This is a genomic window from Polymorphobacter multimanifer (assembly GCF_014205635.1).
GTDB lineage: Bacteria > Pseudomonadota > Alphaproteobacteria > Sphingomonadales > Sphingomonadaceae > Sandarakinorhabdus > Sandarakinorhabdus multimanifer.
Map to the genome: position 1 here is coordinate 1 of NZ_JACIIV010000030.1, position 21974 is coordinate 21974.

Annotated in this window: 24 protein-coding genes and 1 tRNA gene; 21 read left to right on the forward strand and 4 right to left on the reverse strand. The window is 66.3% G+C overall.

What is annotated here, in order from left to right:
* Positions 1-142: 142 nt before the first annotated feature.
* Both FHS79_RS15910 and FHS79_RS15915 read right to left on the reverse strand, forming a co-directional pair.
* Positions 143-691 (reverse strand): hypothetical protein, encoded by a 549-nt coding sequence (locus FHS79_RS15910; protein WP_184202383.1) that lies wholly within the window; start codon positions 689-691, stop codon positions 143-145.
* Positions 692-824: 133 nt separating this feature from the next.
* The gene (locus FHS79_RS15915; RefSeq protein ID WP_184202385.1) at positions 825-1937 is read right to left on the reverse strand and encodes an aldo/keto reductase; all 1113 of its coding nucleotides are present in this window, start codon (positions 1935-1937) and stop codon (positions 825-827) included.
* 82 nt (positions 1938-2019) lie between these two features.
* Here FHS79_RS15915 and FHS79_RS15920 point away from each other — a divergent pair, with 82 nt between their 5' ends.
* On the forward strand, positions 2020-2646 hold the full coding sequence (locus FHS79_RS15920) for a TetR/AcrR family transcriptional regulator (RefSeq protein WP_207792398.1): 627 nt from the start codon (positions 2020-2022) through the stop codon (positions 2644-2646).
* Between the two features lie 59 nt (positions 2647-2705).
* On the opposite strand, the gene FHS79_RS15925 is transcribed toward FHS79_RS15920, so the two are convergent.
* Positions 2706-4925: a spermidine synthase gene (locus FHS79_RS15925; RefSeq protein ID WP_243452948.1), complete on the reverse strand. Its 2220-nt coding sequence runs from the start codon at positions 4923-4925 to the stop codon at positions 2706-2708.
* A gap of 217 nt (positions 4926-5142) precedes the next feature.
* Between FHS79_RS15925 and FHS79_RS15930 the strand changes: the two genes are divergently transcribed.
* The 16 genes from FHS79_RS15930 to FHS79_RS16000 all read left to right on the forward strand — a co-directional run bounded on the left by FHS79_RS15930 (position 5143) and on the right by FHS79_RS16000 (position 17819).
* Positions 5143-5646: an RNA polymerase sigma factor gene (locus tag FHS79_RS15930; protein ID WP_184202387.1), complete on the forward strand. Its 504-nt coding sequence runs from the start codon at positions 5143-5145 to the stop codon at positions 5644-5646.
* Positions 5643-6278 carry a hypothetical protein gene (locus FHS79_RS15935; protein WP_184202389.1) on the forward strand — a complete coding sequence of 212 codons (636 nt, stop codon included), beginning with the start codon at positions 5643-5645 and terminating at the stop codon, positions 6276-6278. The genes FHS79_RS15930 and FHS79_RS15935 overlap by 4 nt, the downstream gene beginning before the upstream one ends.
* Positions 6279-6507: 229 nt before the next feature.
* A complete protein-coding gene (locus tag FHS79_RS19225; RefSeq protein ID WP_274603664.1) occupies positions 6508-6633 on the forward strand; it encodes a hypothetical protein in 126 nt (41 codons plus the stop codon).
* Positions 6634-6796: 163 nt separating this feature from the next.
* On the forward strand, positions 6797-7771 hold the full coding sequence (locus FHS79_RS15940; RefSeq protein WP_184202391.1) for a hypothetical protein: 975 nt from the start codon (positions 6797-6799) through the stop codon (positions 7769-7771).
* Entirely contained in the window at positions 7759-8706 is a 948-nt protein-coding gene (locus FHS79_RS15945) for a transposase (RefSeq protein WP_184202393.1), read from the forward strand. Before FHS79_RS15940 ends, FHS79_RS15945 begins: the two co-directional genes overlap by 13 nt.
* 82 nt (positions 8707-8788) lie before the next feature.
* A complete protein-coding gene (locus tag FHS79_RS15950) occupies positions 8789-8932 on the forward strand; it encodes a hypothetical protein (protein WP_184202395.1) in 144 nt (47 codons plus the stop codon).
* Between the two features lie 32 nt (positions 8933-8964).
* The gene (locus FHS79_RS15955) at positions 8965-9117 is read left to right on the forward strand and encodes a hypothetical protein (protein ID WP_184202398.1); all 153 of its coding nucleotides are present in this window, start codon (positions 8965-8967) and stop codon (positions 9115-9117) included.
* A 55-nt stretch (positions 9118-9172) separates the two neighbouring features.
* The gene (locus tag FHS79_RS15960; protein WP_184202405.1) at positions 9173-10141 is read left to right on the forward strand and encodes a HEAT repeat domain-containing protein; all 969 of its coding nucleotides are present in this window, start codon (positions 9173-9175) and stop codon (positions 10139-10141) included.
* A 40-nt stretch (positions 10142-10181) separates the two neighbouring features.
* Positions 10182-11096, forward strand: coding sequence for a transposase (locus FHS79_RS15965; protein ID WP_184202406.1), 915 nt, complete (start codon positions 10182-10184; stop codon positions 11094-11096).
* 47 nt (positions 11097-11143) lie between these two features.
* Positions 11144-12169, forward strand: coding sequence for an efflux RND transporter periplasmic adaptor subunit (locus FHS79_RS15970; protein WP_184202408.1), 1026 nt, complete (start codon positions 11144-11146; stop codon positions 12167-12169).
* The gene (locus FHS79_RS15975) at positions 12166-12891 is read left to right on the forward strand and encodes an ABC transporter ATP-binding protein (protein WP_184202410.1); all 726 of its coding nucleotides are present in this window, start codon (positions 12166-12168) and stop codon (positions 12889-12891) included. The genes FHS79_RS15970 and FHS79_RS15975 overlap by 4 nt, the downstream gene beginning before the upstream one ends.
* Positions 12888-14045 (forward strand): ABC transporter permease, encoded by a 1158-nt coding sequence (locus FHS79_RS15980; RefSeq protein WP_184202412.1) that lies wholly within the window; start codon positions 12888-12890, stop codon positions 14043-14045. The genes FHS79_RS15975 and FHS79_RS15980 overlap by 4 nt, the downstream gene beginning before the upstream one ends.
* A 3-nt stretch (positions 14046-14048) precedes the next feature.
* Positions 14049-15221 (forward strand): ABC transporter permease, encoded by a 1173-nt coding sequence (locus FHS79_RS15985; protein ID WP_184202413.1) that lies wholly within the window; start codon positions 14049-14051, stop codon positions 15219-15221.
* Complete coding sequence (locus FHS79_RS15990) at positions 15214-16956, forward strand: ABC transporter ATP-binding protein (RefSeq protein ID WP_184202415.1); 1743 nt, start codon at positions 15214-15216, stop codon at positions 16954-16956. Before FHS79_RS15985 ends, FHS79_RS15990 begins: the two co-directional genes overlap by 8 nt.
* A gap of 37 nt (positions 16957-16993) precedes the next feature.
* On the forward strand, positions 16994-17416 hold the full coding sequence (locus FHS79_RS15995) for a MarR family winged helix-turn-helix transcriptional regulator (protein ID WP_184202417.1): 423 nt from the start codon (positions 16994-16996) through the stop codon (positions 17414-17416).
* Between the two features lie 13 nt (positions 17417-17429).
* Positions 17430-17819 (forward strand): hypothetical protein, encoded by a 390-nt coding sequence (locus tag FHS79_RS16000; RefSeq protein WP_184202419.1) that lies wholly within the window; start codon positions 17430-17432, stop codon positions 17817-17819.
* Positions 17820-18012: 193 nt separating this feature from the next.
* On the opposite strand, the gene FHS79_RS16005 is transcribed toward FHS79_RS16000, so the two are convergent.
* Positions 18013-18086: transfer RNA gene (locus FHS79_RS16005), tRNA-Gln, on the reverse strand.
* A gap of 153 nt (positions 18087-18239) precedes the next feature.
* Here FHS79_RS16005 and FHS79_RS16010 point away from each other — a divergent pair.
* The 4 genes from FHS79_RS16010 to aguB are packed head-to-tail and all read left to right on the forward strand — an operon-like array spanning position 18240 to position 21968.
* Positions 18240-19361, forward strand: coding sequence for a Ppx/GppA phosphatase family protein (locus FHS79_RS16010; RefSeq protein ID WP_184202421.1), 1122 nt, complete (start codon positions 18240-18242; stop codon positions 19359-19361).
* Positions 19358-20077: an RlmE family RNA methyltransferase gene (locus FHS79_RS16015; protein WP_184202423.1), complete on the forward strand. Its 720-nt coding sequence runs from the start codon at positions 19358-19360 to the stop codon at positions 20075-20077. Before FHS79_RS16010 ends, FHS79_RS16015 begins: the two co-directional genes overlap by 4 nt.
* Positions 20078-20128: 51 nt before the next feature.
* Entirely contained in the window at positions 20129-21103 is a 975-nt protein-coding gene (locus tag FHS79_RS16020; protein ID WP_184202424.1) for an agmatine deiminase family protein, read from the forward strand.
* A gap of 1 nt (position 21104) precedes the next feature.
* Positions 21105-21968: an N-carbamoylputrescine amidase gene (gene aguB, locus FHS79_RS16025; RefSeq protein ID WP_184202426.1), complete on the forward strand. Its 864-nt coding sequence runs from the start codon at positions 21105-21107 to the stop codon at positions 21966-21968.
* The last annotated feature ends 6 nt before the right edge of the window (positions 21969-21974 follow it).

A 21974-nucleotide genomic window follows, 5' to 3' on the forward strand; every position in this document is an offset into this window, starting at 1 on the left:
TCGATACTGCGCGACTGTCCGGGGCCAATCCCTACAACACCATCCTCGGCGCTGTCTCCGCCGGATAGCTCAACGCAGGGGGTGGGTAATTACGGCATCGATTGCACTTTCATCCATGGCATCGAGTGTAGCGATCGGAATGTTACTGAAATCGTGCATGGTTATTCCCTGTTTGACTTGCTGGATCGCTTGCTGTGGCGATATTCTGCCGTCGACCGGCTGATGCTGCCGCGGCGGATGCTTGATTGTTCGTATCCGCCAGATCTGCTGCGTCCGATGGCCACGTCACCGCCTTGCCAGACTGGAAATCGGGACTGGCAACCGGATATCCCTGCATGTCGCGCACCCCGGGGCGTCGAAGGGTGGACTGTTCCGCCATTGTTTCAATGCCTTCGCCAACGCCGAGCCTCGACATATGGCTGTAACGGCCACCATCCACGTTCGGTAAGGTAGATTTGCCTCCGCTGCCGATCTGGGTTTTCGCTCTGCTCCCGTCGATCCTGAGCTTCTCCCTGTATCGGTCTGCTGCATGCGCCACGCGCGACTTCGCGGTTTCCTCACCCCGTTTGCTGTGGCTGGCAGCGGGTCCTTCGGCAGCCGCCGTGGTGCTGATCGGCGGCGGGCCGGCCTTTGCGCTTCGGGAAGGGAAGGGCGCTTCGCGCGAAGCGGCGCTGGTGCAGACCAGCTTCATCGCGCTCGCCGCAGCTACCGTGCCGCATACGCTCATTGCCGCGCAGGTCGGCGACAAACGGCGGCGGGCAGGATTTCATCCTTCAAGGAGGCCGGGTGGACAGGCCTTGTTGCTTCGCATTGCTTGGCCGGGTTCAGCGCCCGGCATGCGCAGAAACGGCACTGCCCCCAAAGATCACTGCCTTGCGTGCCGGCGCGCTGAACAGATTGTACAGCAGCGAGGTGGGAGGCGCACTCGCAGCGTCGAGAGCAGCAAGGTGCTCGTCGGTCAGGCGAAGATCGGTGGCAATGATGTTGTCGCGGATCTGGGCGACCCGGCTGACGCCCATGAGCGCCGTATCGACGCTCGGCCGTGACAGCACCCAGGCCAGTGCCACGCGTGCAGGCGGCTCGCCGATCTCGCTGGCGATGGTTCGCAACGCCTCTACGATGTCCCAGTTGCGCGCGGTGAACAATGTGTCGCCGAAGGGGTTTGCGCCGCCGAGACGTTTGTCGGCAACGGGTCTCCGGCCGCTGCTGCCGGCGTCGCTTGGCAGGCCGCCGGCGCGCGGGGCGCTGGCCTCGACAGCCGCACGGTCGTATTTTCCGGTCAGCAACCCATAAGCAAGCGGGCTCCACGGCATCATGCTCAAGCCGGAGTCGCGCGCCAGTGGCACATGCTCGGCCTCGACTTCGCGGCTGACCAGGGAATAGAAATATTGAAGGGCTATCGGTCCCGGCATGCCACGCTCGGTCGCCAAAGTCGCGAGCCTTGCCGCATACCAGGCCGGCGCATTGGATATGCCCCAGTACCGGATCTTCCCCTGGCGAACCAGACCGGCCATGGTTTCCACCAGCTCCTCGGCAGGCGTCACCGAATCCCAGACGTGGATCCAGTAGAGATCGATATAGTCGGTGCCGAGGCGGCGCAACGAGCCTTCCAGCGCAGTGTGGATGTGCTTGGCGCCATTGCCGCCCGCGTGCGGGCCGGCACCGCTCGCAAAACCGGATTTCGTGGCGATCACGAGCTGGTCCCTGAGCCCGCGATCGGCGATGATCGCGCCGAGCATCTCCTCGCCGCGCCCGCCGGCATAGACATCGGCGGTGTCGACGACGTTGCCGCCGGCCTCGACATAGGCGTTGAAGACGTCTTCGGCCTCCGGGCGATCCATGCCCCATCGTGCGACCCCGAACGTCATCGTGCCGAGCACCAGCGGACTGACGATCAGGCCGGAACGGCCGAGGGTGCGATAATCGTCGAGCGCCATGGGAACACTTTCATAGTGGTCAATACAGAATAGCCTTGAAGACCAATTGCGGTCAGCCGTCAAGGCATATATAGCAATCGCTATGGAATTGCCCGAGCACAAGCCTGCAGCCAGACGGCGTATCGGACGCCCACTATCCTTCGATCGCGAAACCGCGCTCGACGCTGCTATGCGGCTTTTCTGGCGGCATGGTTATGAAGCGACATCGATCGCCGACCTTACGCGCACCATGGGGATCTCACCGCCGAGCCTCTATACGGCGTTCGGCGACAAGCGGAGCTTGTTCCGGGAGGCGGTCCATCGTTACCTCGGCGGTGTGGCGGCGGTCGTCCAGACGATCGACCGTGCTGAAACCGCCCGCGATGCCGCGCGTGACCTTCTGACTGCTGCTGCCTTGGGCGACACCGGTGAGGACACCCCCCCGGGCTGCCTGCTGGCAAGCTCGATTGTCAGCAGTTCGGAGAGTGCCGAAGACGTTCGCGAGGAGCTTGCAGCGATCCGGCGCGCCATCGAAGCCGCATTGAAAGAGCGGATCGAGCGCGATGTGCGCGCCGGTGTGCTGCCCGCCGATTTTGACGCTGACATGATGGCGGGGTTGGTGTTCGCCGTTGTGCAGGGAATGTCGACGCAGGCAAAGGATGGCGCCTGCCGCGACAAGCTGCTGAAGATCGTTGATGGCGCCATGCTCGGTTGGCCGACACAACAATAGCCAGTTTGAGGCATAGGGTCGCGCTCACTTTGCGGAAGACCGGTAATCGACGGCGGCAATCATCGGAAGGGTGATCTGAACGCGGGCAGGATCGACGCGAAATCGTCAGTCCAGGGCGGCGAGCGCCCAGGGTCGCGGAGCGACTGCCAGTCGTCCGGCACATCGCCCGTGGCCGCAACCACCTGTTCCATCCGGGCCGGCGTACGCGTCAGCGCGATCCAGATCGACCGGGTATCGGCCTCACCAGGCCTCGCCACCCGCCCTGGCTGGTGCCGCCGGACCCGCGCCGTCCAGCCCCCGGCGCGCGCAATCGCGGCAACGACCGGCTCGAGGTCGAGGTAGCGGTTGGAAATGTGGAGCAGCAGCACGCCATCGGGCCCGAGCACGCGCGAATAGACACGAAACGCCTCGGTCGTCATCAGGTGGAGCGGGATCGCATCGGACGAGAAGGCATCCACGGCGAGCATGTCGAGGCTGCCGAGCGCCTCCCGCGCGAGCATCAGCCGGGCATCGCCGATGACGATACGCAAGCCGGGAGCGCAGTCCTCGACATAGGTGAACAGGTGGCGGTCGCGCGCTATGCGGACCATCGCCGGGTCGATCTCGAACGCGGTCCACCGCTGCCCTGGCCGCGCATAACAGGCCAGGGTTCCCGAACCCAGGCCGACAAACGCCATCCGCGCCGGCGCCGCAAACAGACGCGGCGCGGCGGCAAAGACCCGCCCCACGCCGGAGCCGGGGGAATAATAGCTCGTCGGTCGCGTGGTCTTGCCGGCCACGAGTGACTGCACCCCATGCAGCGTCGTACCGTGCTGCAGCTGCCGGACCTGGCGAGTTTTTGAATCGCGCACAGTGTAGATGCCGAAAAAGCTGCGGATCCGCTCGACCGGCGCCGCGGCAGGATCGAGCTGCTTCCAGCCGCCCAGCATCATCATCAGCATCAGGAACGCCCAGGCAAACCATGGCGGGCGACCGATCGAGACGACAGCCAGGGCCATGATGAAGACCATCGCCACCAGCAAGGCATCTGGCTGCCCGGTCAGCCACATCGCGCCCGCAAGTGAAACGGCCAAGGCCAGTGGCGGCACCAGCCAGCGCATTGCGGCGCCGCCCCGGCCCGACCACAGCCGGTCCGTCCAGCCCGCCACCGGCGAAGCCGGCAGCAGCAGCGCGGCGGCGACAAGCAGCAGCGGATGTTCATAGCCCCAGTCGAACACAAGCGGCGCGACCAACGCACAGAACAGCCCACCGAGCGCGCCGCCGAAGGAGATCCAAAGATAATATTCCGTAAGATTGCCGGCGTCGGGTCGCTCGGCGGCCAGCGTGCCGTGCAGCGCGAGGGCGATGACGAAGAGCAGCACGACGCCCGAGACAGTGTAGAAGATGACCGCCGCGCTGGCGGTGACGAAGGCCAGGCTGCCGAGCAGCAGAAGCAGCGGCGGTGCGGCGCCGACGGCAATCCGCGTCATGCGAACGCCGCCCGCACCGAAGGCGATGATGAAGCTGAGCAGATACACCGCCAGCGGGATCACCCATAGCAGCGGCATCGCCATGATGTCGGTGGTGAGGTGCGATGTCGTCGACAGCAGGAGCCCCGACGGCACCAGCGCGAGCAGCGTCCAGCGCAGGCGCTGCTTCCCGGTAATCGCGCCGCCACGGGCCGCGACCACAGCCCCCGGTCGCCGCAGTGCCGCCCGGCCGGCCAACGCGACGAGCAGGAGCAGGATGGCGAAACCGGCGGACCATGCCCAGCTTTGGGCAGCCAGCCGCGTTCCGGGCTCGATGAGCAGCGGATAGGCGACAAGCGCCGCAAGGCTTCCGGTGTTCGAGGCGGCGTAAAGGAAGAAGGGCGCGTCCGCCGACGGGTCGTCGCTGCGGGCGAACCAGGCCTGCATCAGTGGCGCCTGCGCCGAGACAACGAGAAACACCGGCCCTATCGAGACCGCCAGCAGGGCAAGCAGCCACAGCGCCGGCGGCGTCGTCCCCGGGTCGGGCAACCAGGTTGCCGCGGCAACCGGCAGGGTCAGCCCCGCAAGCACGAACAGCGTGAGATGCACGGCGATCTGCTGCCGCAGTGGCAGACGCTGGAGGGCATGGGCATAGAGATAGCCGCCGAGCAGCACCGATTGGTAGAACAGCATCGCGACGTTCCATACCGACGACGACCCCCCGAGACGCGGCAACACCATGCGCGCGAACATCGGCTGGATGAGGAACAACAGGAAGCTGCCGACGAGCACGGTGGCGACGAACAGCGGACGGAGCATGGCGGCAGTCATCCGCTCCATCTTGCACCGCCGCGCCGGGGCCGCAATTGCCGATTGTACAACTCGTCAGGTCCGCCCGACTCGACGGCATCCGCGGCTCGGTCAGAAGTCCGGGTTCATCACAGTTGCGTCACAGGCCAGTGCCAGCGCCAGTGCCAGTGACAATAAGCGCAGCAGGCTGGCGCGCGACCGTGTTGCTTATCGATAGCCCCCGTGTCTACATCAGAGGATGCAGGATGATATGGCGGCCAGTTTTCCGGACGTTGTCAGGCGGTTTTCTCCGATGATTGCCCGGATCGCCTTTACCTTCGAAGCCAATGCTGCCGACCGGCAGGACCTGCAGCAGGACATGTTGCTCGCCGTATGGAGGGCGCTGCCGGCGTTCCGCGGCGAGGCCTCGCTGAAAACATTTGTGGCCAGCATCGCGCAACGTCGTGCGGTGTCGCATGTCCAGAAAGCGGCGCGGGCACCGCGGACGAGCGAGCTCGATGACATGATTGTTGCTGGCGGGGCAGATCAGGAGGAGACGGCAATTCGCCGCGACATGCAGCGAAGGCTGACCGAGGCGCTGCGGTCGCTGCCGGTAACCCAGCGCGAAGCAGCAGTATTGTTGCTGGAGGGCTTCAATTATACTGAGATCGGGACCATACTCGGGGTCTCGGCCAACGCAGCGACCCTGCGCTGCCAGCGCGCCCGGCAGAGCCTGCAGACGGCGATGGAGGAGGCAGCGTGAACGATGATTTCGATGCCTTGAAAGAAAGCTGGGTGGCGCTGGGCTCCGAAGACGCGGTGAGCGAGGGACAGCAGCTATCGCGCCGGGCAATCCGGAGAGTTCGTATCCGCGAAATCTTCGAGATGGTGCTGACTGTTGTCGTCAGTGTCTATGTCGCAGTGCGGGCGGCGGCCGACCCGCACCCGGAGTCGATCATGCTGGCGGCGGGAATTATCGGATTGCTGGGATGGACGTCGATCCACCGGTACCGGCAGAGTCGGGGGCGGTGGCGCGATACCGGCGCCGAGCGGATGGCATTCCTGGAGCGCGAAATGCTGTTCACACGTATCGACCTGCGCCGAGCCTTGCTGAGTATTGCCGCGATCGTGCCGCTGTTCGGACTGGCGCTTTTGTTTGGGCAGCGACAAGCGATGATGCTGGGCGCCGCCAACGGGATCGTGGAGCCGGTAGCGAGGCTCCTCGACGAGCCTGGTGGCAAGGCAGCGGCTCTGGCGCTTTTGCTGCTCCTGCTCTTCCATCTCGTGCGGTCCGCGCTTGTCAGTCGGCGGGCGCTGATCCACCTCCGGGCGATGTCCGACGAGTATCGTCGCGAGGCCGAGCGTGACCGGATCGGCGACGTCTCGCGCCGCTGAGGCGCGATTGTCCTGGCAGATACCACGCCAGAATAATTATTTTCGTGGTGCCGACAGAAACCGAAAAACTGCGTGACTAATCTATTCGACGGCGATGGTGCCGTTGAAGCAGATGGTCTCCATCAAAGATTGCAAGTCTGTTCAAGGCATTGTCATCGAACAATCGTTCACGACGGATGACGATACGCGAAGTCTTGTGTCGAAAACTTGGGGATCGAAAGGATTTACCATGATCCGTATCGATGAGCTTGAAGAACTCGACACCGTTGTCGGCCTGTTCGGCACGACATTGTGCGATGACGTCGGTGGACCGCCCTGTGTTGCAGTGATTGTCGGCATCATCGTTTCCAACTGAGGTAATTTTCTCGGCGCCGGAATCGCGCCACGTCCACCGATACCAACAGCAGGAGCAGGTCACCGGATCGACGGCCGGGCGCAAGCCGGCCGCCGACCGGCGGCGGCGTCGCGTTGCCGGTGCGGCGGCGGAATGACGGGGTCTGCCCCCAGGGGAGAGTGCAATGATCGCCAGTGCGGAACTTCGGCAATGGCTGGACAGCAGCAGCGCCCAGAAAATGACCGGTCGGCGTACCGTGCAACTGGCGCAGGCGTGGGAAGCGAGCTCCGCGGTGCTGGCGTTGCGCGCTGCGCTGGCGGAATGTCCGGAAACGATTGCGGCCGTTCGGGAAGCGTTGGCGGACACGCTCGCCGACACAGGCTGGGTGGCAGGGCTGCTGGCGATGTTGCGCCGCGAACTGGCCGTCGACGCCTTTGTACAACTGCCGTTTCGGCCCATGCCCAATGCCATCGGTGACGGCCTTCTGCTGCTGACGCACCCGCTTGCCAATGTGTCGCTGGTCGTTGTGGACGCGGCGCGTCTGGCCGAGAAGAAGCGGCTGGGTGGACACGGAAAGTCAATCCGGTTCTCGGGTCGCTGCATGGTCGGTTCGGTCGTCCGCGGATCGGCAACGATCCGCCGCTATGCAGGGGATGCGCCAGGCCTGGACTGGCGGGCCGCCGAGGCGCCGCCCTGCCGCATCGGCGGCACCGAGTGCTGGGAAGTCGGAACGGTGTTCACCATCGACGGCCGTAGCGAGGCCTACAGCTTCCTCGAAGCCAGTCCCGACTTTGTTTTCGTGCAGTGCGAGATCGTCTGCGAAGCGGCGCCGCTGTCTATCGAATATGATGCCGAGACCTGCCGGCTGCTGGGGGCGAGCACCACCGATGCGCAGGCATCGCGCGCGATGATGATGCTGTCGTGCCTCGCAACGCTGGGCTTGTCCGATCCCGAGACGGCTTTCGACCGGGGACTCGAAAGCCGGTACTTTCATGTCCGCTGGCACGCCATGCGCGAGTATCTCGCGATACGGCCGGCACTGGCATGGGACGCGATGGCTCGCATGGCGGCGGACGACCCGCACCCCGATATCCGCAGTGCGGCTGCGCGGGCGATGGCAGGTCGTACGAACGAAGGGCCTGCCCCATGCCACGCGTGATCGCCAATGCCGAGCAGCGGAGCATCAACCTGCCGGAAATGATCGATGCGCTGCGGACGGCACGGCCGGATCCGCGCGACGAGGACAGCTTTGCCCGATTTGCCCCGGAGCTGCAGGCGCTGGGCAACAACCGCAGCTTCCTGAGCGAGATCATCTGCGCCGAGCTCGCCGAGGATTGCCGCAACCAGCAGGCGGTAAGTGCCTATGGTCCCCAGGTCATTGCGCTCTATCAGGGCGATGGGGTGATGGTACGCGCCAATTGCTGGCCGCAGGCGCGGCACAGCCTCGTGCGCAACAATCGGCCGGAAAGCTTTTTCTACGACGTGCCGCACGATCATAATTTCTCGTTTCTGACGCTCGGCTATGCCGGTCCAGGCTATTTGAGCGATCATTTCGAATATGATCATGGCAGCGTTGCTGGCGCCGCCGGCGAGTCCGTGACGTTGACACCGGCAGCGCGGACCCGGCTCGAGCCCGGCTGCACGCACCTGTATCGTGCGCATATCGACGTTCACAGCCAACAGCCGCCCGAGGCGTTCTCGGTATCGCTCAATATCATCGAGGCATCGGCGACGACGCCGCTGCGCGACCAATATGTGTTCGACCTGGCCAACGGGCGCATTGCCGGGCTTGCGAACCCGGTGGCGACGGCATCGCTGCTGCCGCTGCTGGCAAGGCTCGACGGCGCAGAAGGGCGCGACCTGCTCAATCGCTTTGCCGAACGGCATCCGAGCGATCGCATCCGCTATGCCGCGGTGACGGCGCTGGCCGACGTCGCCGGCGATGCGGATACACGCGCCGGGGTGTTCGAGCGGGCGCTTGCCAACGGCAGCCTGCTGGTGCGGACACGCGCCGGCGAAGACCTGTCGAAGTTGGCGGCAATGGTTTCGATGAACAGCACAAGTGACAGAATAGTAGCTTCAAATCGAAGCTAAGTATTGGTTGTAATAGCGAGCGGTAAAATACATGATGCTCAAGTCAAGGAGAATGATCTCCAAGACAAAAGGGAGAAAGCACATGAAGGATTTCGACGTCAATCAACTGCCCTGCCTGAACCTGGAAGCCGGCATGGCCGATGTGTCGAACGGTGAAGCCCTGAACGGCGGCGTGCGCGCCGTGGTTCACTCGGTCATCGCCTCCGCCATCGACGCACTCGTCTGATCCGCAACCACAGCTCAGCAAGGGGAAACAGCATGATCAACGTCAACGAACTGCCCGCTCTCGAATTCGACGCCGGGCTTGCCAACAACACTGCCGACGACGCCGTCACCAGCATCGGTGGCATCATCGCCGGCATCGTCACCGGCATCATCGCCGGCATCTCGGCCAACGCCGCAGTCGAGTAAAACGCACCACCGGCCGGGACCCGTGTCCCGGCCGGCCTGGCTGGAGGAGGATGACATGAGGAACGGTTCGGACTGGCAGACGATGCTCCGCGATGCCGATTATGAAGCCGAGGTGGTCGCCAAGGCGAGGGCGCTGGGTGTCCATCACCGCGATGCATCGGGCATTGCAGCACTGGAAAAGCAGGTGGCGGCGTTGGGCGACGATGCCGCGGCAAGCTTTGAGGCCGTGGAGGATTTCTTCACCCTGTCGCGGGTGCGCGAAGTGCTGGCCGCCGAGCGCGCCGCTTTTGCCGACACCAGAACATTTGCCTCCAAATTCCAGGGGTTCTCGACATCTTCGCAGACCGCCATGGCGGTGGCGAGGGCGCGCAACTTCATCACTTTGCTCGTTGCCATCGACCCGCACATGCTCAAGATCGGCAAGCAGCGGCGCCCGGGCGACAAGCGTTCGGTATCGTTTTCGGGAACTCCGTTCTCGATGAAACTGCTGCGCGGCACGCTTCCTGTGCGGCGCTGGGTGCTGACGCCGTGCGATGACACGACCGACCTCGGCGCGGTGGGGCGGATGGCCAGCCCGGCCATGCCCGAGGTGATGGTCGCCGGTGAAACCATCCGGCTCGGCAGTTTCGAGACGGTCGAGTATCTCGCCGGCGGAACAGCGGCGCTGCTGCTGATCACCCAGATGTCGAACGGCGAGGCGCCGGTGGCGCTGACCTGCGATGCCGACAGCGGCGAGGTGCGATCGACCCAGGCGGTTGGTCAGGCGCCGAGCCGCTTGCAGATGTTGGCGTCGGTGGCACGAATGTTCGATCGCGACGACGCCTGGGATGCTGTGCGCGGGCTGCTCGACCACCCGCTGCATTTCGTCCGCTGGCACGCGCTGCGCGAGCTGATCGGGATGGATGCCGGTCGCGCGCTTCCCGACATTCTCCGGCTGATGGAGAGCGACCCGCAGCCCGCGGTCCGGCGCGGTGCCGGCACCGCGCTGGCGATGGTCAACGCCCATCTCGCAAAGGCCGCCTGAACACTCTTCCTGCACAGTCCTCCTGCACAAGGAAATTACTATGCCCATCGTCCGCCATTTCGACGACACTGCCAGCATCGAGCTCGACGAGATGATCGCCTTCATCGAGGACAACGCCGTCGACCCGCGCAATGAGGATGACATGCTCGCCGCGGCGCCGCTCTTGAAACGGCTTGGCAACAACCGCAGCTTCATCGCCGATATGGCCTTGAAGGAGCTGAAGGCGCGCAACAACCTCGACGCCATCGACCATAATTACACGCCGCAGACGATCATGCTGACGCCCGCCAACAAGCGCTGGTTCATGCGGTGCAATTTCTGGCCTTCGGCAAGCGACCACATCTTTCGCTCATCGGGCGCAAAGGCCTTCTTCTACTTTGAACCGCACGACCATAACTTCAACTTCCTGACCGTCGGCTACAAGGGCCCGGGGTACAAGAGCGACTATTACGAATATGATTATGACGATGTCCTTGGCTATCCGGGCGAGGCGGTGCCGCTGCGCTTCGTCGAGAGCAGCGCGCTCGAGGAGGGCAAGGTCATGCTCTATCGCGCCTTTCGCGATGTCCACGACCAGCGGCCGGGGGATGCCATGTCGATGAGCATCAACATCATGGAAAACTCGCTGCGCGGCAATTTCATGGACCAGTATGGCTTCGACACCAAGACGATGACCGTCAGCGGCATCCTCAACCGCATCGGCGCGACGGCGCTGCTGCCGATCCTCGCGGTCGCTGGCGAGGACGATGGAAACACGCTCGATTTCCTGACCGAGACGGCGCGCGGCCATGTGTCGGGCAGGGTGCGGACGGTGGCTCTGAACGCGTTGGCCGGGGTGCAGCCCGACGCCCTCGGCGCCATCGCCGTCCACCAGGGCGGCTTGACCAATGACGATCCGCAAGTGCGCGGCTTCTGCCGTGAGCGGCTGGCCCGGCTCGAGGCGCTGGTCGCGTGAGTGCCGGGGTGATCGCGCCGCCTGTGGCCGAAGCTGCAGGAATGCCGATGGCCGACGTCGCCGACAAGTTGCGGCGGTTGCGCATCGACAGTGCCGCGATGCGGCGGCCGGCTGCGGCGCCCGAGCCGGTGCCGGCCACCCGGCGGCGTGTGCCCGGTGCGGCAGTCGCCGCGGCCATGATGGTGCTGGCGGCAGCGGGGGCAGGCTTCGCCGCCGGGCGGGCAGGGGAGCGGTCGCAGGTTGCAGCAGCGCCACCGGTCGTGGTGGCGCCAACCCCTACAGCTCCGGTGGCATCGGTGGTTGCCGCCGGCCATGTCGTGGCACGGCGCCAGGCAACGATCGCGGCGCCCGTGACCGGGCGGATCGACCATGTCGAGGTCGAGGAAGGCCAGCGCATCGCCGCCGGCACGGTCATCGCCCGCATCGACGATGCGGCCGCAGCGGCGCAGGTCGACGATGCCGCCGCTTCACTCCGCGCAGCCCATGCCGAGATCGACCGGCTGGCGGCACGGCGGCGCGAGGCAGCGGCGACACAGTTGCGCTTCGACACGCTCGACGCGCGCGGCTTTGCCCGTGGCGCAGACGTCGCCAGGGCGGCGGCCGATGTGGCGGCGATCGATGCCGAGCTGGTGCGGGCGAGGGCGCTCGTCGATGTCGGCGCGGCCGGGCTGGCGGGGGCCCGCGTGACGCTCTCGCGCATGGTCATCCGGGCGCCCTTCAGCGGCGTGGTGACGCGCTTGAGCGCACAGCCGGGTGAGATCATCTCGCCGGTATCGGGCGGCGGCGGCTTTACCCGCACCGGCATCTGCACGATCGTCGACATGGACAGCCTTGAAGTCGAGGTCGACGTTTCGGAGGCGCAGATCGCGGCGATCCGACCGGGCCAGGGAGCGGCAATCTCGCTCGATGCCTATCCAGATCGGCCCTACGCCGGCCGCGTGCTCGCCGTGGTGCCGATCGCCGACCGGGCGCGTGCCACCTTCCGCGTGCGCGTCGGCTTCGACCGTATCGATGCGCGGCTGATGCCCGAGATGGCGGCACGCATCGCCTTTCAGGATGGAGCGCGAACATGAATGCCTGTCTGCCGATCGCCGTGCCGACGTCGCCCCTCGTGACTCTGAACGGCGTGCACAAGAGCCATGGCCGCGGCGAGGGCAGCGTGCCGATCTTCCGCGGTCTCGACCTCGAATTCGCCCGCGGCGAGTTCGTCGCGATCATGGGGCCGTCGGGATCGGGCAAGACGACGTTGCTCAACCTGGTCGGCGGGATCGACCATGTCGATGGCGGCAGCATCCTTTTCGATGGCCGGCCGATGAGCGGCATGGGAGACGGCTGGCTGGCGCGGTGGCGCGCTGACAATGTCGGGTTCGTTTTCCAGTTCTACAATCTGATGCCGTACCTCACCGCGGCGCAGAATGTCGAACTGCCGCTGCTGCTGACCAGGCTCGACCGGCGGCAACGGCGCGAGCGCGTGGCGCTGGTGCTCGATCTCGTCGGCCTGTCCGACCGGGCGCGCCACCGCCCGGCGCAGCTCTCGGGGGGGCAGCAGCAGCGTGTCGCCATTGCGCGCGCGCTGGTCGCCGACCCCCAGCTGCTGCTCGCCGATGAACCGACCGGAGATCTCGATCGCGCGACCGCCGAGGACGTGCTGACCATGCTCGCGCTGGTCAGCGGGGAGCTCGGCAAGACAGTGATCATGGTGACCCACGACCCGCTCGCGGCGGCGCGGGCGGACCGGACGCTGGTGCTCGACAAGGGAATGATGGTTTTTGCGCCTGCCGGGGCGGCCGCATGAGCCCGGCGACGCTGGCATGGCGCAACCTCGGCCGCAATCGGCTGCGCGCCGGGTTGATGATCGTGTCGGTCGCGGTCGCGTTCAGCCTTTTCGGCGCGCTGTTCGGATTTTCGGCACTGCTCGATCCCGATGCGGAAATGGCGACCAGCCGCGATCTGGTCGTGCGCCACCGAGTCAACATCCTGCAGATGCTTCCGGTCCGCGATGGTGAGGCAATCGCCCGCATTCCGGGGGTGGAGAGCGTGTCGCACCAGGTTGTGATGGCCGGCCATGTCGGCAGCCGCGACCACAAGCTGCCGACCATGATGGTCTCGGCGCCGGCCTATCTCGCGCAAAACGCAGATGATGTGTTGCTCGACGCGGCGACGAAGGCGACGTTCCTGCGCACCCGGGACGGCCTGATCGCCGATGCGGCGACCGCGACCGAACAGGGCTGGAAGCCGGGCCAGCTGGTGACCATCACCAGCCCGTCGCAGCCGCGCCGCGACGGTTCGGCGGACTGGGAATATCGCTATGTCGGCAGCTTCACCGCCGCGGATGGCAGCGACAGCGGCATCAAGGGTGCTATCGGGCATTTCGAGTATCTCAACGAAGGGTCGGCGCTGGGCCGCGACCGGGTACACTGGTTCGGACTGCGGACGCGGTCGGCGGCGGACAACGACCGCGTCGCAGCGGCGATCGACGCCCGCTTTGCCAATTCGGACAGCCCCACAAAGACCGAACCGGCCAGCGCCATGGCGCGTGCCTTTCTTTCGCAGCTCGTCGACTTCGAAACCGTGATGCGCGTCGTCGTCGGCGCCGCGTTCGTCGCCATCCTGATGGTCGTCGGCAACACGCTGGCGATGGTGGTGCGCCAGCGCGTCCGCGAGATCGGCGTTCTGCGCGCGATCGGCTTTCCGGCCGCCACCGTGCTGCAGGTGGTGCTCGGCGAAGCGCTGCTCGTCGCCACCATCGGCGCGGTCACCGGTCTGGTGCTGGCGGCGGCGCTGGTGGCGGCGGTCGCGGCGGACATGGGCGGCGGCGACGTGTCGATACCGGCCGGGGTCGTCGCCGGCGGGCTCGGGCTGGCGCTGGTGTTCGGGCTCGTCACCGGGCTGCCGCCGGCGCTGGCGGCGCTGCGTATCCGTCCCGCCCAGGCCTTTGCGAGGAGCTGAAACATGTCGATTGCCGCCTTCTTCGCACCCACTCGCATCGCCGTCCGCGGCCTCGGTCAGCGCTGGCCGATGGCGCTGGCGACCGTCCTCGGCATTGCGCTGGTGGTGTTGATCCTGCTCGGCTTCCTGGCAGCCGCCGATGGCTTTTCGCGGAGCCTGGAGGGTGCGGGGTCCGACAAGGTGGCGATCATCGTCAGCGGCGACGCACGGTCGGAAACGGCAAGCGTGCTGGCGGCGCCCGATCTCGCGATCCTGCGTGCGACGCTTGTCGGCGCCGGAGTCGGGGCCGAAACGATCTCGCCGGAGCGTGTGGCAACGCGGACCCTCGCCCGGCCGGCGGCCGAGCCAGCCGGCGTGGTGGTGCGCGGCGTGACGCCGTCGGCGGCGGCCCTGCGCCCGCAGTTGACCATCGTCGACGGGCGCATGATGCAGCCGGGGCGTGCCGAAGTGCTGCTCGGACAGGCGGCCGCGCGGCGCCTCGGCGGGCGCATGGTCGGCGACACGCTGCTCATCGAAGGGCGGCCGTGGCGTGTTGTCGGCCTGTTCAGCGCGGGCGGTTCGGCCCTTGAAAGCGAGGTCTGGGCCGACACCGGCCAGGTGGCCGCCGAGGGGGGCAATGTCGTGCAGTCGCTGCGCGTCGGTCTCGACGACGGCCTGACGCTGGAGGCGTTGCGGCAGCGGTTGGCGGCGGACAAGCGCATCGACGTCAGCGTCTCGCGCGAGGACAGGTTTTTCGCCGCCCAGTCGACCGGTGTGGCCGGCATGGTGCGGCGCTTCGGCTGGCCGATCGCCATCGTGATGGCGGTGGGTGCGCTCGCGGGCGCGCTCAACACCATGTATAGCAGCGTTGCGGTCCGCGGCCGCGAGATCGCGACGCTGCGTGCCATCGGCTTCGGACGGGCAGCCACATTCGCCGCGACCTTTGCCGAGGCGCTGGTCCTCGCAACAGCCGGCGCAGCAATCGGCATCGCCGCCGGTCTCCTGCTGATCGACGGCCACGCCGCCAGCACACTCGGCGCTGGGGCGGCGGAGACCAGCTTCACCTTTGTGCTGACCACGTCGGCGATTGTCGCGGCGCTGGTGTTCGCGCTCGTCACCGGTGCCCTTGGCGGGGCGCTTCCCGCCTTGCGCGCCTCTCGCCAACCGATCCTGAAGGGACTTTCAGCCGATGTCTGAGAAAACCCAATCCGCCCGCCCGGGCACGGGCGCCCTGCGCAAGGTGATTGCCGCCGGGCAGCCGCGGCGGCTGGCGATCGCCTGCGCCATCGGCATCGGGCTTGTCGAGGTGGCGAGCACCCTCGCCTTTCCGGTCATCACCCGCGACATCATCGATGCGGTGACGCGCAGCACGCCGGGAGTCGGCTCGCTGCTCGCCGACCCGCGTGTCGTGCTGCTCGTCGTCATCCTGCTGGCAGGCGCCGTGTGCGGCGCGGTCTCCAGCTACCTCCTCAGCCGCGCGGCGCTCCGGGTGACGCGCAACGTCCAGCAATCGCTGTTCGATTCGATGGTCGGCCGGTCGATGCGATTTTTCGATGCCAATGAAAGCGGCGCCCTTGTCAGCCGTATGGTCAGCGACACGAAATCGGTGTCGCAGCTGCTGACAACCGGCGCGGCGGGCCTCGTCAATGCCGTTGTGCTGCTCGCCGGGTCGGTGGTGGTGCTGTTGCTGCTCGACACGGCGTTGACGCTCGTCATCTTCGGCATCGTTCTCGGCACCTTTGCGCTGATGATCCCGATGGTGATGCGGCTGGCGGCAATCAGCAAGGCAATCAACGCCGCCTCGGCACGGGTCAGCTCGGCAGTGGCACGGGTATTCGGTGGTATTCGCCTGGTGAAAGCGGCCACGGCCGAGGCGACAGAGCGCACGCGATTGGCGGGCGAGCTGGCTGCAGTCGAGACCGAGGCACGCAAGCTTGCGATGGTCCAGTCGCTGCTCAATCCGGTCAACGGACTGGCAGTGACGGCTGCGCTGGTGGTGCTTTTCACCTATGGCAGCGCGCGCATCCAGCTCGGCACCCTGTCGGCCGGCACACTGACTGCCTTCATTCTCTACATCTTCAATATCGTCGCGCCGCTGATCGCGATCTCGACCTTCATCGCGCAATTCCGCATCGCCCAGGGGTCGGCCGGCGTGCTGGCGGACCTGCTCGTCGCTGAAATGCCGACGACGGTCCGGGCGGAACGAGCAACCGTGCCGATCGCCGAGGCCCGCGGCGACATCGTCTTCGACGGTATCGGTTTCGACTATGGCGATGGCGGCGAAGCGCAACCGACGCTGGCGATCGGGCGCATGGTCATTCCAGCCGGAAAGCGCACCGCCATCGTCGGCGCCAGCGGATCCGGCAAATCGACCCTACTGGCGCTCATCGAGCGCTTCTACGCGCCGCAGCGAGGTCAGATCACTTGCGGCGGCCATGATATCGCCGATTTCGACCTTGCCGAATGGCGCGGCACCATCGGCTATGTTGCCCAGTCGGCGGTGCTGCTGTCAGGGACCATCGCCGACAATATCGGCTATGGCGCCGGCGAGCCCGATCGCGCCCGCGTGCTGGCGGCGGCCGAGGCGGCCAACGCCCGCGAATTCATCGATCGCCTGCCGGGCGGCATCGACGCTCCGGTTGGCGAGCAGGGCGGGCTGCTGTCGGGTGGCCAGCGCCAGCGCATCGCCATTGCCCAGGTCTTCTACCGCGATCCGCGTATCCTGTTGCTCGACGAGGCAACCGCCAGTCTCGATCTCGACAATGGCCGGCTTGTGATGGCGGCGTTCGAACGGCTGATGGAAGGGCGGACGACGATCATCGTCACCCACCAGCCCGAATTGCTTCGCAACATCGACCGCGTCTTCACCATCAGCCGCGGCGCGCTCGTTGACGATGACGGCACCCAGGCCATCACCGCAATGGCATCGTAGATCCCGTGAATTCCAACCCTTCGGCAGGAGCTTGACGATGGCCATATCACAGCCACCTCCCGGCGCCCCGGTGCTGGATGAAGTCCGTCGCTGGCACCCGGCGCTGGCGATCGCCTATGACGCAAGAGCAGTGCGCGGCCGCGTCTTCGGCCGGGTCGTCATGACCGATGCCGCCTGGGACATGCTGCTGTTCCTGGCACTCGCGGCGTGCGAACAGCGTGAGGTCACGCTCGGCGATGCGTGCCAAAGCGCCCACACCTCGCCCAGCACGGCGCTTCGTCAGCTCGACCATCTTTGCGACCGCAAATTGCTGGTGCGCGTGCCGAACCCTGCCGACCGGCGCAGCCATCTGGTGGCGATCACACCCGCGGGGCTCGGCAAGCTTGTGGAATATCTCGATCGGTTGTCGGCGGCGTCGGCATGGTCGTCGCCATTGGCTGCCTCTGTTGTCCTGGCTTGAAGGGGAAATGAAGATGATGGACACGATCTCGCGCAACATGAACTCGACGATGTTCTTGCGACTGCTTCTGATCGCCGGCGTGATCGAGACAACCTATCTGATAGGGTTGTTCGAGCGTCGGATGGCAGTCGACGGATTGGCGATGGCGCTTGCCTTTACCATCGTCATACCGTGGGTGCCCTATGCCCTGGGGTGGGCGGTGGTGACTTGGCGCAGCCGCATCGCCGCCGCTATCCTCGTCGCGCTGACGGCTCTCGCCTGGGTCGCTGGCGTTGCCATCGGCACGGCGAACTGGTTCGACGACGCTGTTCTTCTCGTCGGCGCGCTGGCGACCATCTTTCAAACGCTGGCAACACTGATGCTGCTTTCACCGGCGGGGCGGACCTGGATGGAGCGCCGCTGAAGGCCTCCGCAAGGCCTGGCCATGGTGAGCATCCGCCGAGGGGCAATGGAAAGTATGGACTGCCGAGAATCGCCTGAATTGCCAATCAATCTGCCAGAAGCGGCAGATCACCCCGCACTGAGACCAAATGCGGGACGGTGGCAAACGGGCCGCTAAATAACCGAAGATAATCAAGATTCTGTCTTGAAACGCCTGGATGCCCCGCGAGGATTCGAACCTCGATAAACGGAATCAGAATCCGGTGTCTTACCATTAGACGACGGGGCAGCACGCACGTGCCACCAGGGCAGGGCGTCCGCATAGGCAGCTGCGCCGCCCAAGTCAATTCCTGTCGATTTGCGCTTTCATGACGCTGCGGCTAATCTGGCTTCAGGTTCCGCCTCGGCCCAAGTCGTTGCGGTGAAAACAGGACGAACGACAATGGCGGCCGAAGCCGACCCTTTTGCGCCCCCCGGCGCACCTCCCCCGCATTCGTCGACCCCACGCTGGGGCCGCGCCCCGCAATACCGCCGCGGTCGAACCTATGGCGCGCTCGACCTCGGCACCAACAATTGTCGGCTGCTGATCGCCCGCCCAGGCCCCGACGGCTTTGTGGTCGTCGATGCCTTTTCGCGCGTCGTGCGGCTGGGCGAGGGCCTGATGGAGGCCGGGCGCTTGTCCGACGCCGCGATGGACCGCACCGTGGAAGCGCTTGCCGCCTGTGCCGAAAAACTGGCGCGCCGCGATGTCCGCCTCACCCGCAATGTCGCCACCGAGGCATGCCGCCGCGCTGCCAATGGCCCGCGCTTTGTCGACCGGGTGTTCAACGAGACCGGCATCGCGCTCGACGTCATCTCGGCGGCCGAAGAGGCGCGGCTGGCGGTGCTGGGCTGCCACACGCTCATCGACCCCGATGGCCCGCCGGCGCTGGTGTTCGACATCGGCGGCGGCTCCAGCGAGCTGATGCTGGTGGCGCCGGTGCGCCCCGAAGACAGGGGCGACGGCGAAGAGCCGCGGATCCTCGATTGGGTGAGCCTGCCCTGGGGAGTGGTGAGCCTGGCCGAAACCGAGCCTTCAGCGCTCGATGCCGCCGGCCGGGCGGAGGCCTATGCCCGCATGCTGAGCTGTGTGGCAGCCCCCCTCGATGCCTTTCGGGAGCGGATCGCGGCGCATGGCGTTTCGCAGGTGCAGCTGCTCGGCACGTCGGGCACCATCACCACGCTGGCGAGCGTCGAACTCGGTCTGCGCGGCTATGACCGGCGGCAGGTCGATGGCTGCGCGATCGATACCGTTCCGCTGCTTTCGCTTTGCCGCACCATTGCCGGGCAGAGCGTTGCCGAGCGCGCTCGCATCGCGTGCATCGGGCCCGACCGGGCCGAGCTGATCGTTGCGGGCTGCGCCATTCTCGATGCCATCCTGTCGCGCTGGGCATCTGCCGACGCCAGCTCGGGCGAAGTCGTCCGGGTGGCTGACCGCGGCATCCGCGAGGGAATCCTGCGGACGCTGATGATGCGCGATGGCGCCTGGGGGATTTCCGGGAACCAGCCCGGAACACACGCATGACAACCCCGACCGGGCCGACCGGCCGGTCCCGCGGCGGCAAGGTGCGGGTGAAGACCGCCAAGCGGCGCACGACATCGAGCAACCAGTGGCTCGAACGGCAATTGAACGACCCCTATGTCACCGCCGCCAAGGCGGCCGGGTATCGCAGCCGCGCGGCGTTCAAGCTCAAGGAACTCGACGAGCAGTTCAACCTCCTCGGCCAGGTCGAGCGCGTGCTCGACCTGGGGGCCGCACCCGGCGGCTGGTGCCAGATCGTCAGGGCGCGGCGGCCGCGGGCGGTGGTGGTGGGGATCGACCTGCTGCCGATCGAGCCGATGGCCGGCGTGACATTCTTCGAAAAGGACATCCTCGACGACGATGCCGAGGCCGTGCTCCGCGAGGCACTGGGGGGCGCCGCCGACCTGGTGATGAGCGACATGGCCGCCAACACCGTGGGCCACAAGGCCACCGACCATCTGCGTACCATGGGTCTCATCGAGGCGGGGCTCGACATGGCGGGGCGCATTCTCCGGCCGGGCGGCGCGTTTGTGGCCAAGGTGCTCGCGGGCGGCGGCGATGGCGCGCTCACGGCGCTGCTCCGCAAGCAGTTTCTGAGCGTGAAGCATGTCAAGCCGCCGGCCAGCCGCAAAGGGTCGAGTGAATGGTATGTGGTGGCGCAGGGATTCAAGGGGGTTGCAGCACCTCCTGTGGCAGAATCGACGATCGAAGGGGCTTGAGTGCGCTGCCGGTCGCTGGCAAGCAGCACATGCACAACAAGGGAAGATTGCATGACAGCGCGGCAGCCGGCCGAATGGGCGCGGCACAAAGCGACATGGACGGCATTCCCCTCGCACCCCGAGCTTTGGGAAGACGACCTGGCGCCGGCGCAGGCCGAAGTCGCCGCCCTGGTGCGCGCCGTGGCAAAGCATGAGCGGGTGGAACTGCTCGTCGCCAATGCCGCCGCCGAGGCGCAGGCGCGGTCGATGCTGGCGGGCGCCGATGTCGGTTTCCATCATTATGGCTTCGGAGACATCTGGCTGCGCGATACGGGCCCGCTGTTCATGACCTCGCCGGCGGGGCAGGCGGCGGCGGGATTCCGCTTCAATGGCTGGGGCGGCAAGTACACCCTCGCCGGCGATGACGGCGTGGCGGCCTATGTGGCGGGGCAGGCGGGGGTGCCGCTGGCGCGCCATGGCTGGGTGCTGGAGGGTGGCGCCATTGATGTCGATGGCTCGGGACTGGCGGTCACCACCGAGCAGTGCCTGCTCAACCCCAACCGCAACCCGCGCATGGATCAGGCCGAGATCGAATCGCACCTGCGCCGCGATCTGGGCATCGATGAAATCCTCTGGCTCGGCGAAGGGCTCGAGGGCGACCATACCGATGGCCATGTCGACAATCTGGCGCGCTTCGTCGGCCCGCGGAAGCTGGCATTGCCGGCCCCCACGACCGATGATCCCAACCGGGCGGTGCTGGTCGATGCGCATGACCGCGCGCGCGATTTCGGGCTCGAGGTGGTGCTCATCCCGAGCGTCGGCCGCTATGAGCGGGACGGCGAGCTGGTGCCGGCGAGCCATATGAATTTCTACATCTGCAACGGGCTGGTGGTGGTGCCGACCTATGGGGTGGCGTCGGACGCGGCTGCAGTGGCGGCGATCCGCGCGTGCTTTCCGGGCCGGGAGACCATCGGGCTGCGTGCCGATTTCATCCTGACCGGCGGTGGCTCGTTCCACTGCATCACCCAGCAGCAGCCGGAGGCCTGAGATGCGCGAAATCGTGGCGGCAGGGCTGCAGCTCGGTTTTTCGGGCGTGCGCGATGCCGATATCGCCCACACCGCTGTGGCCGTGCGCGCGGCGGCAGCGGCAGGGGCGCAGCTGATCCTGCCGCCCGAGCTTTTCGAAGGCCATTATTTCTGCCGGCACGAGGATGAGGGGCTTTTCGCAAACGCCCTGCCGCTGGGCGAGCATCCGGCAGTGGCGGCGATGCGCGAAGTGGCGCTGGAGACGAAGACCTTCATCCCGTGCAGCTTCTTCGAGCGCGACGGGCCGCATCATTACAACAGCCTGGCGATGATCGACGATGGCGGCAATGTGCTGGGCGTCTATCGCAAGAGCCATATTCCCGACGGGCCGGGCTATGAGGAGAAATTCTATTTCCGCCCCGGTAATACCGGCTTCAAGGTGTGGCCCACACGCCTCGGCGTGATCGGCGTCGGCATCTGCTGGGACCAATGGTACCCCGAAACAACGCGGACGATGATGCTGATGGGGGCGGAGATCCTGCTCTACCCCACCGCCATCGGCTCCGAGCCGCATGACCCGGGTCTCGACACAAGGCGGATGTGGCGCCGCGCGATGCAGGGCCATGCGGTGAGCAATGTCGTGCCGGTCGTGGCGTGCAACCGGGTCGGCGTCGAAGAGGCCGGCACCCCGCATGAACAGGCCTTCTACGGCACCAGCTTCATCGCCGACCAGCGCGGGGACATTGTGTCCGAACTCGACGACCGCGAGGAGGGGCATGTGATCGGCCGCTTCGACCTCGATCTGACGGCGCGTCACCGCGCGGCCTTCGGCTTCTTCCGCGATCGGCGGCCGGAGCTTTATGCGCGGCTGGCGCAGGATATCTGACCGGAA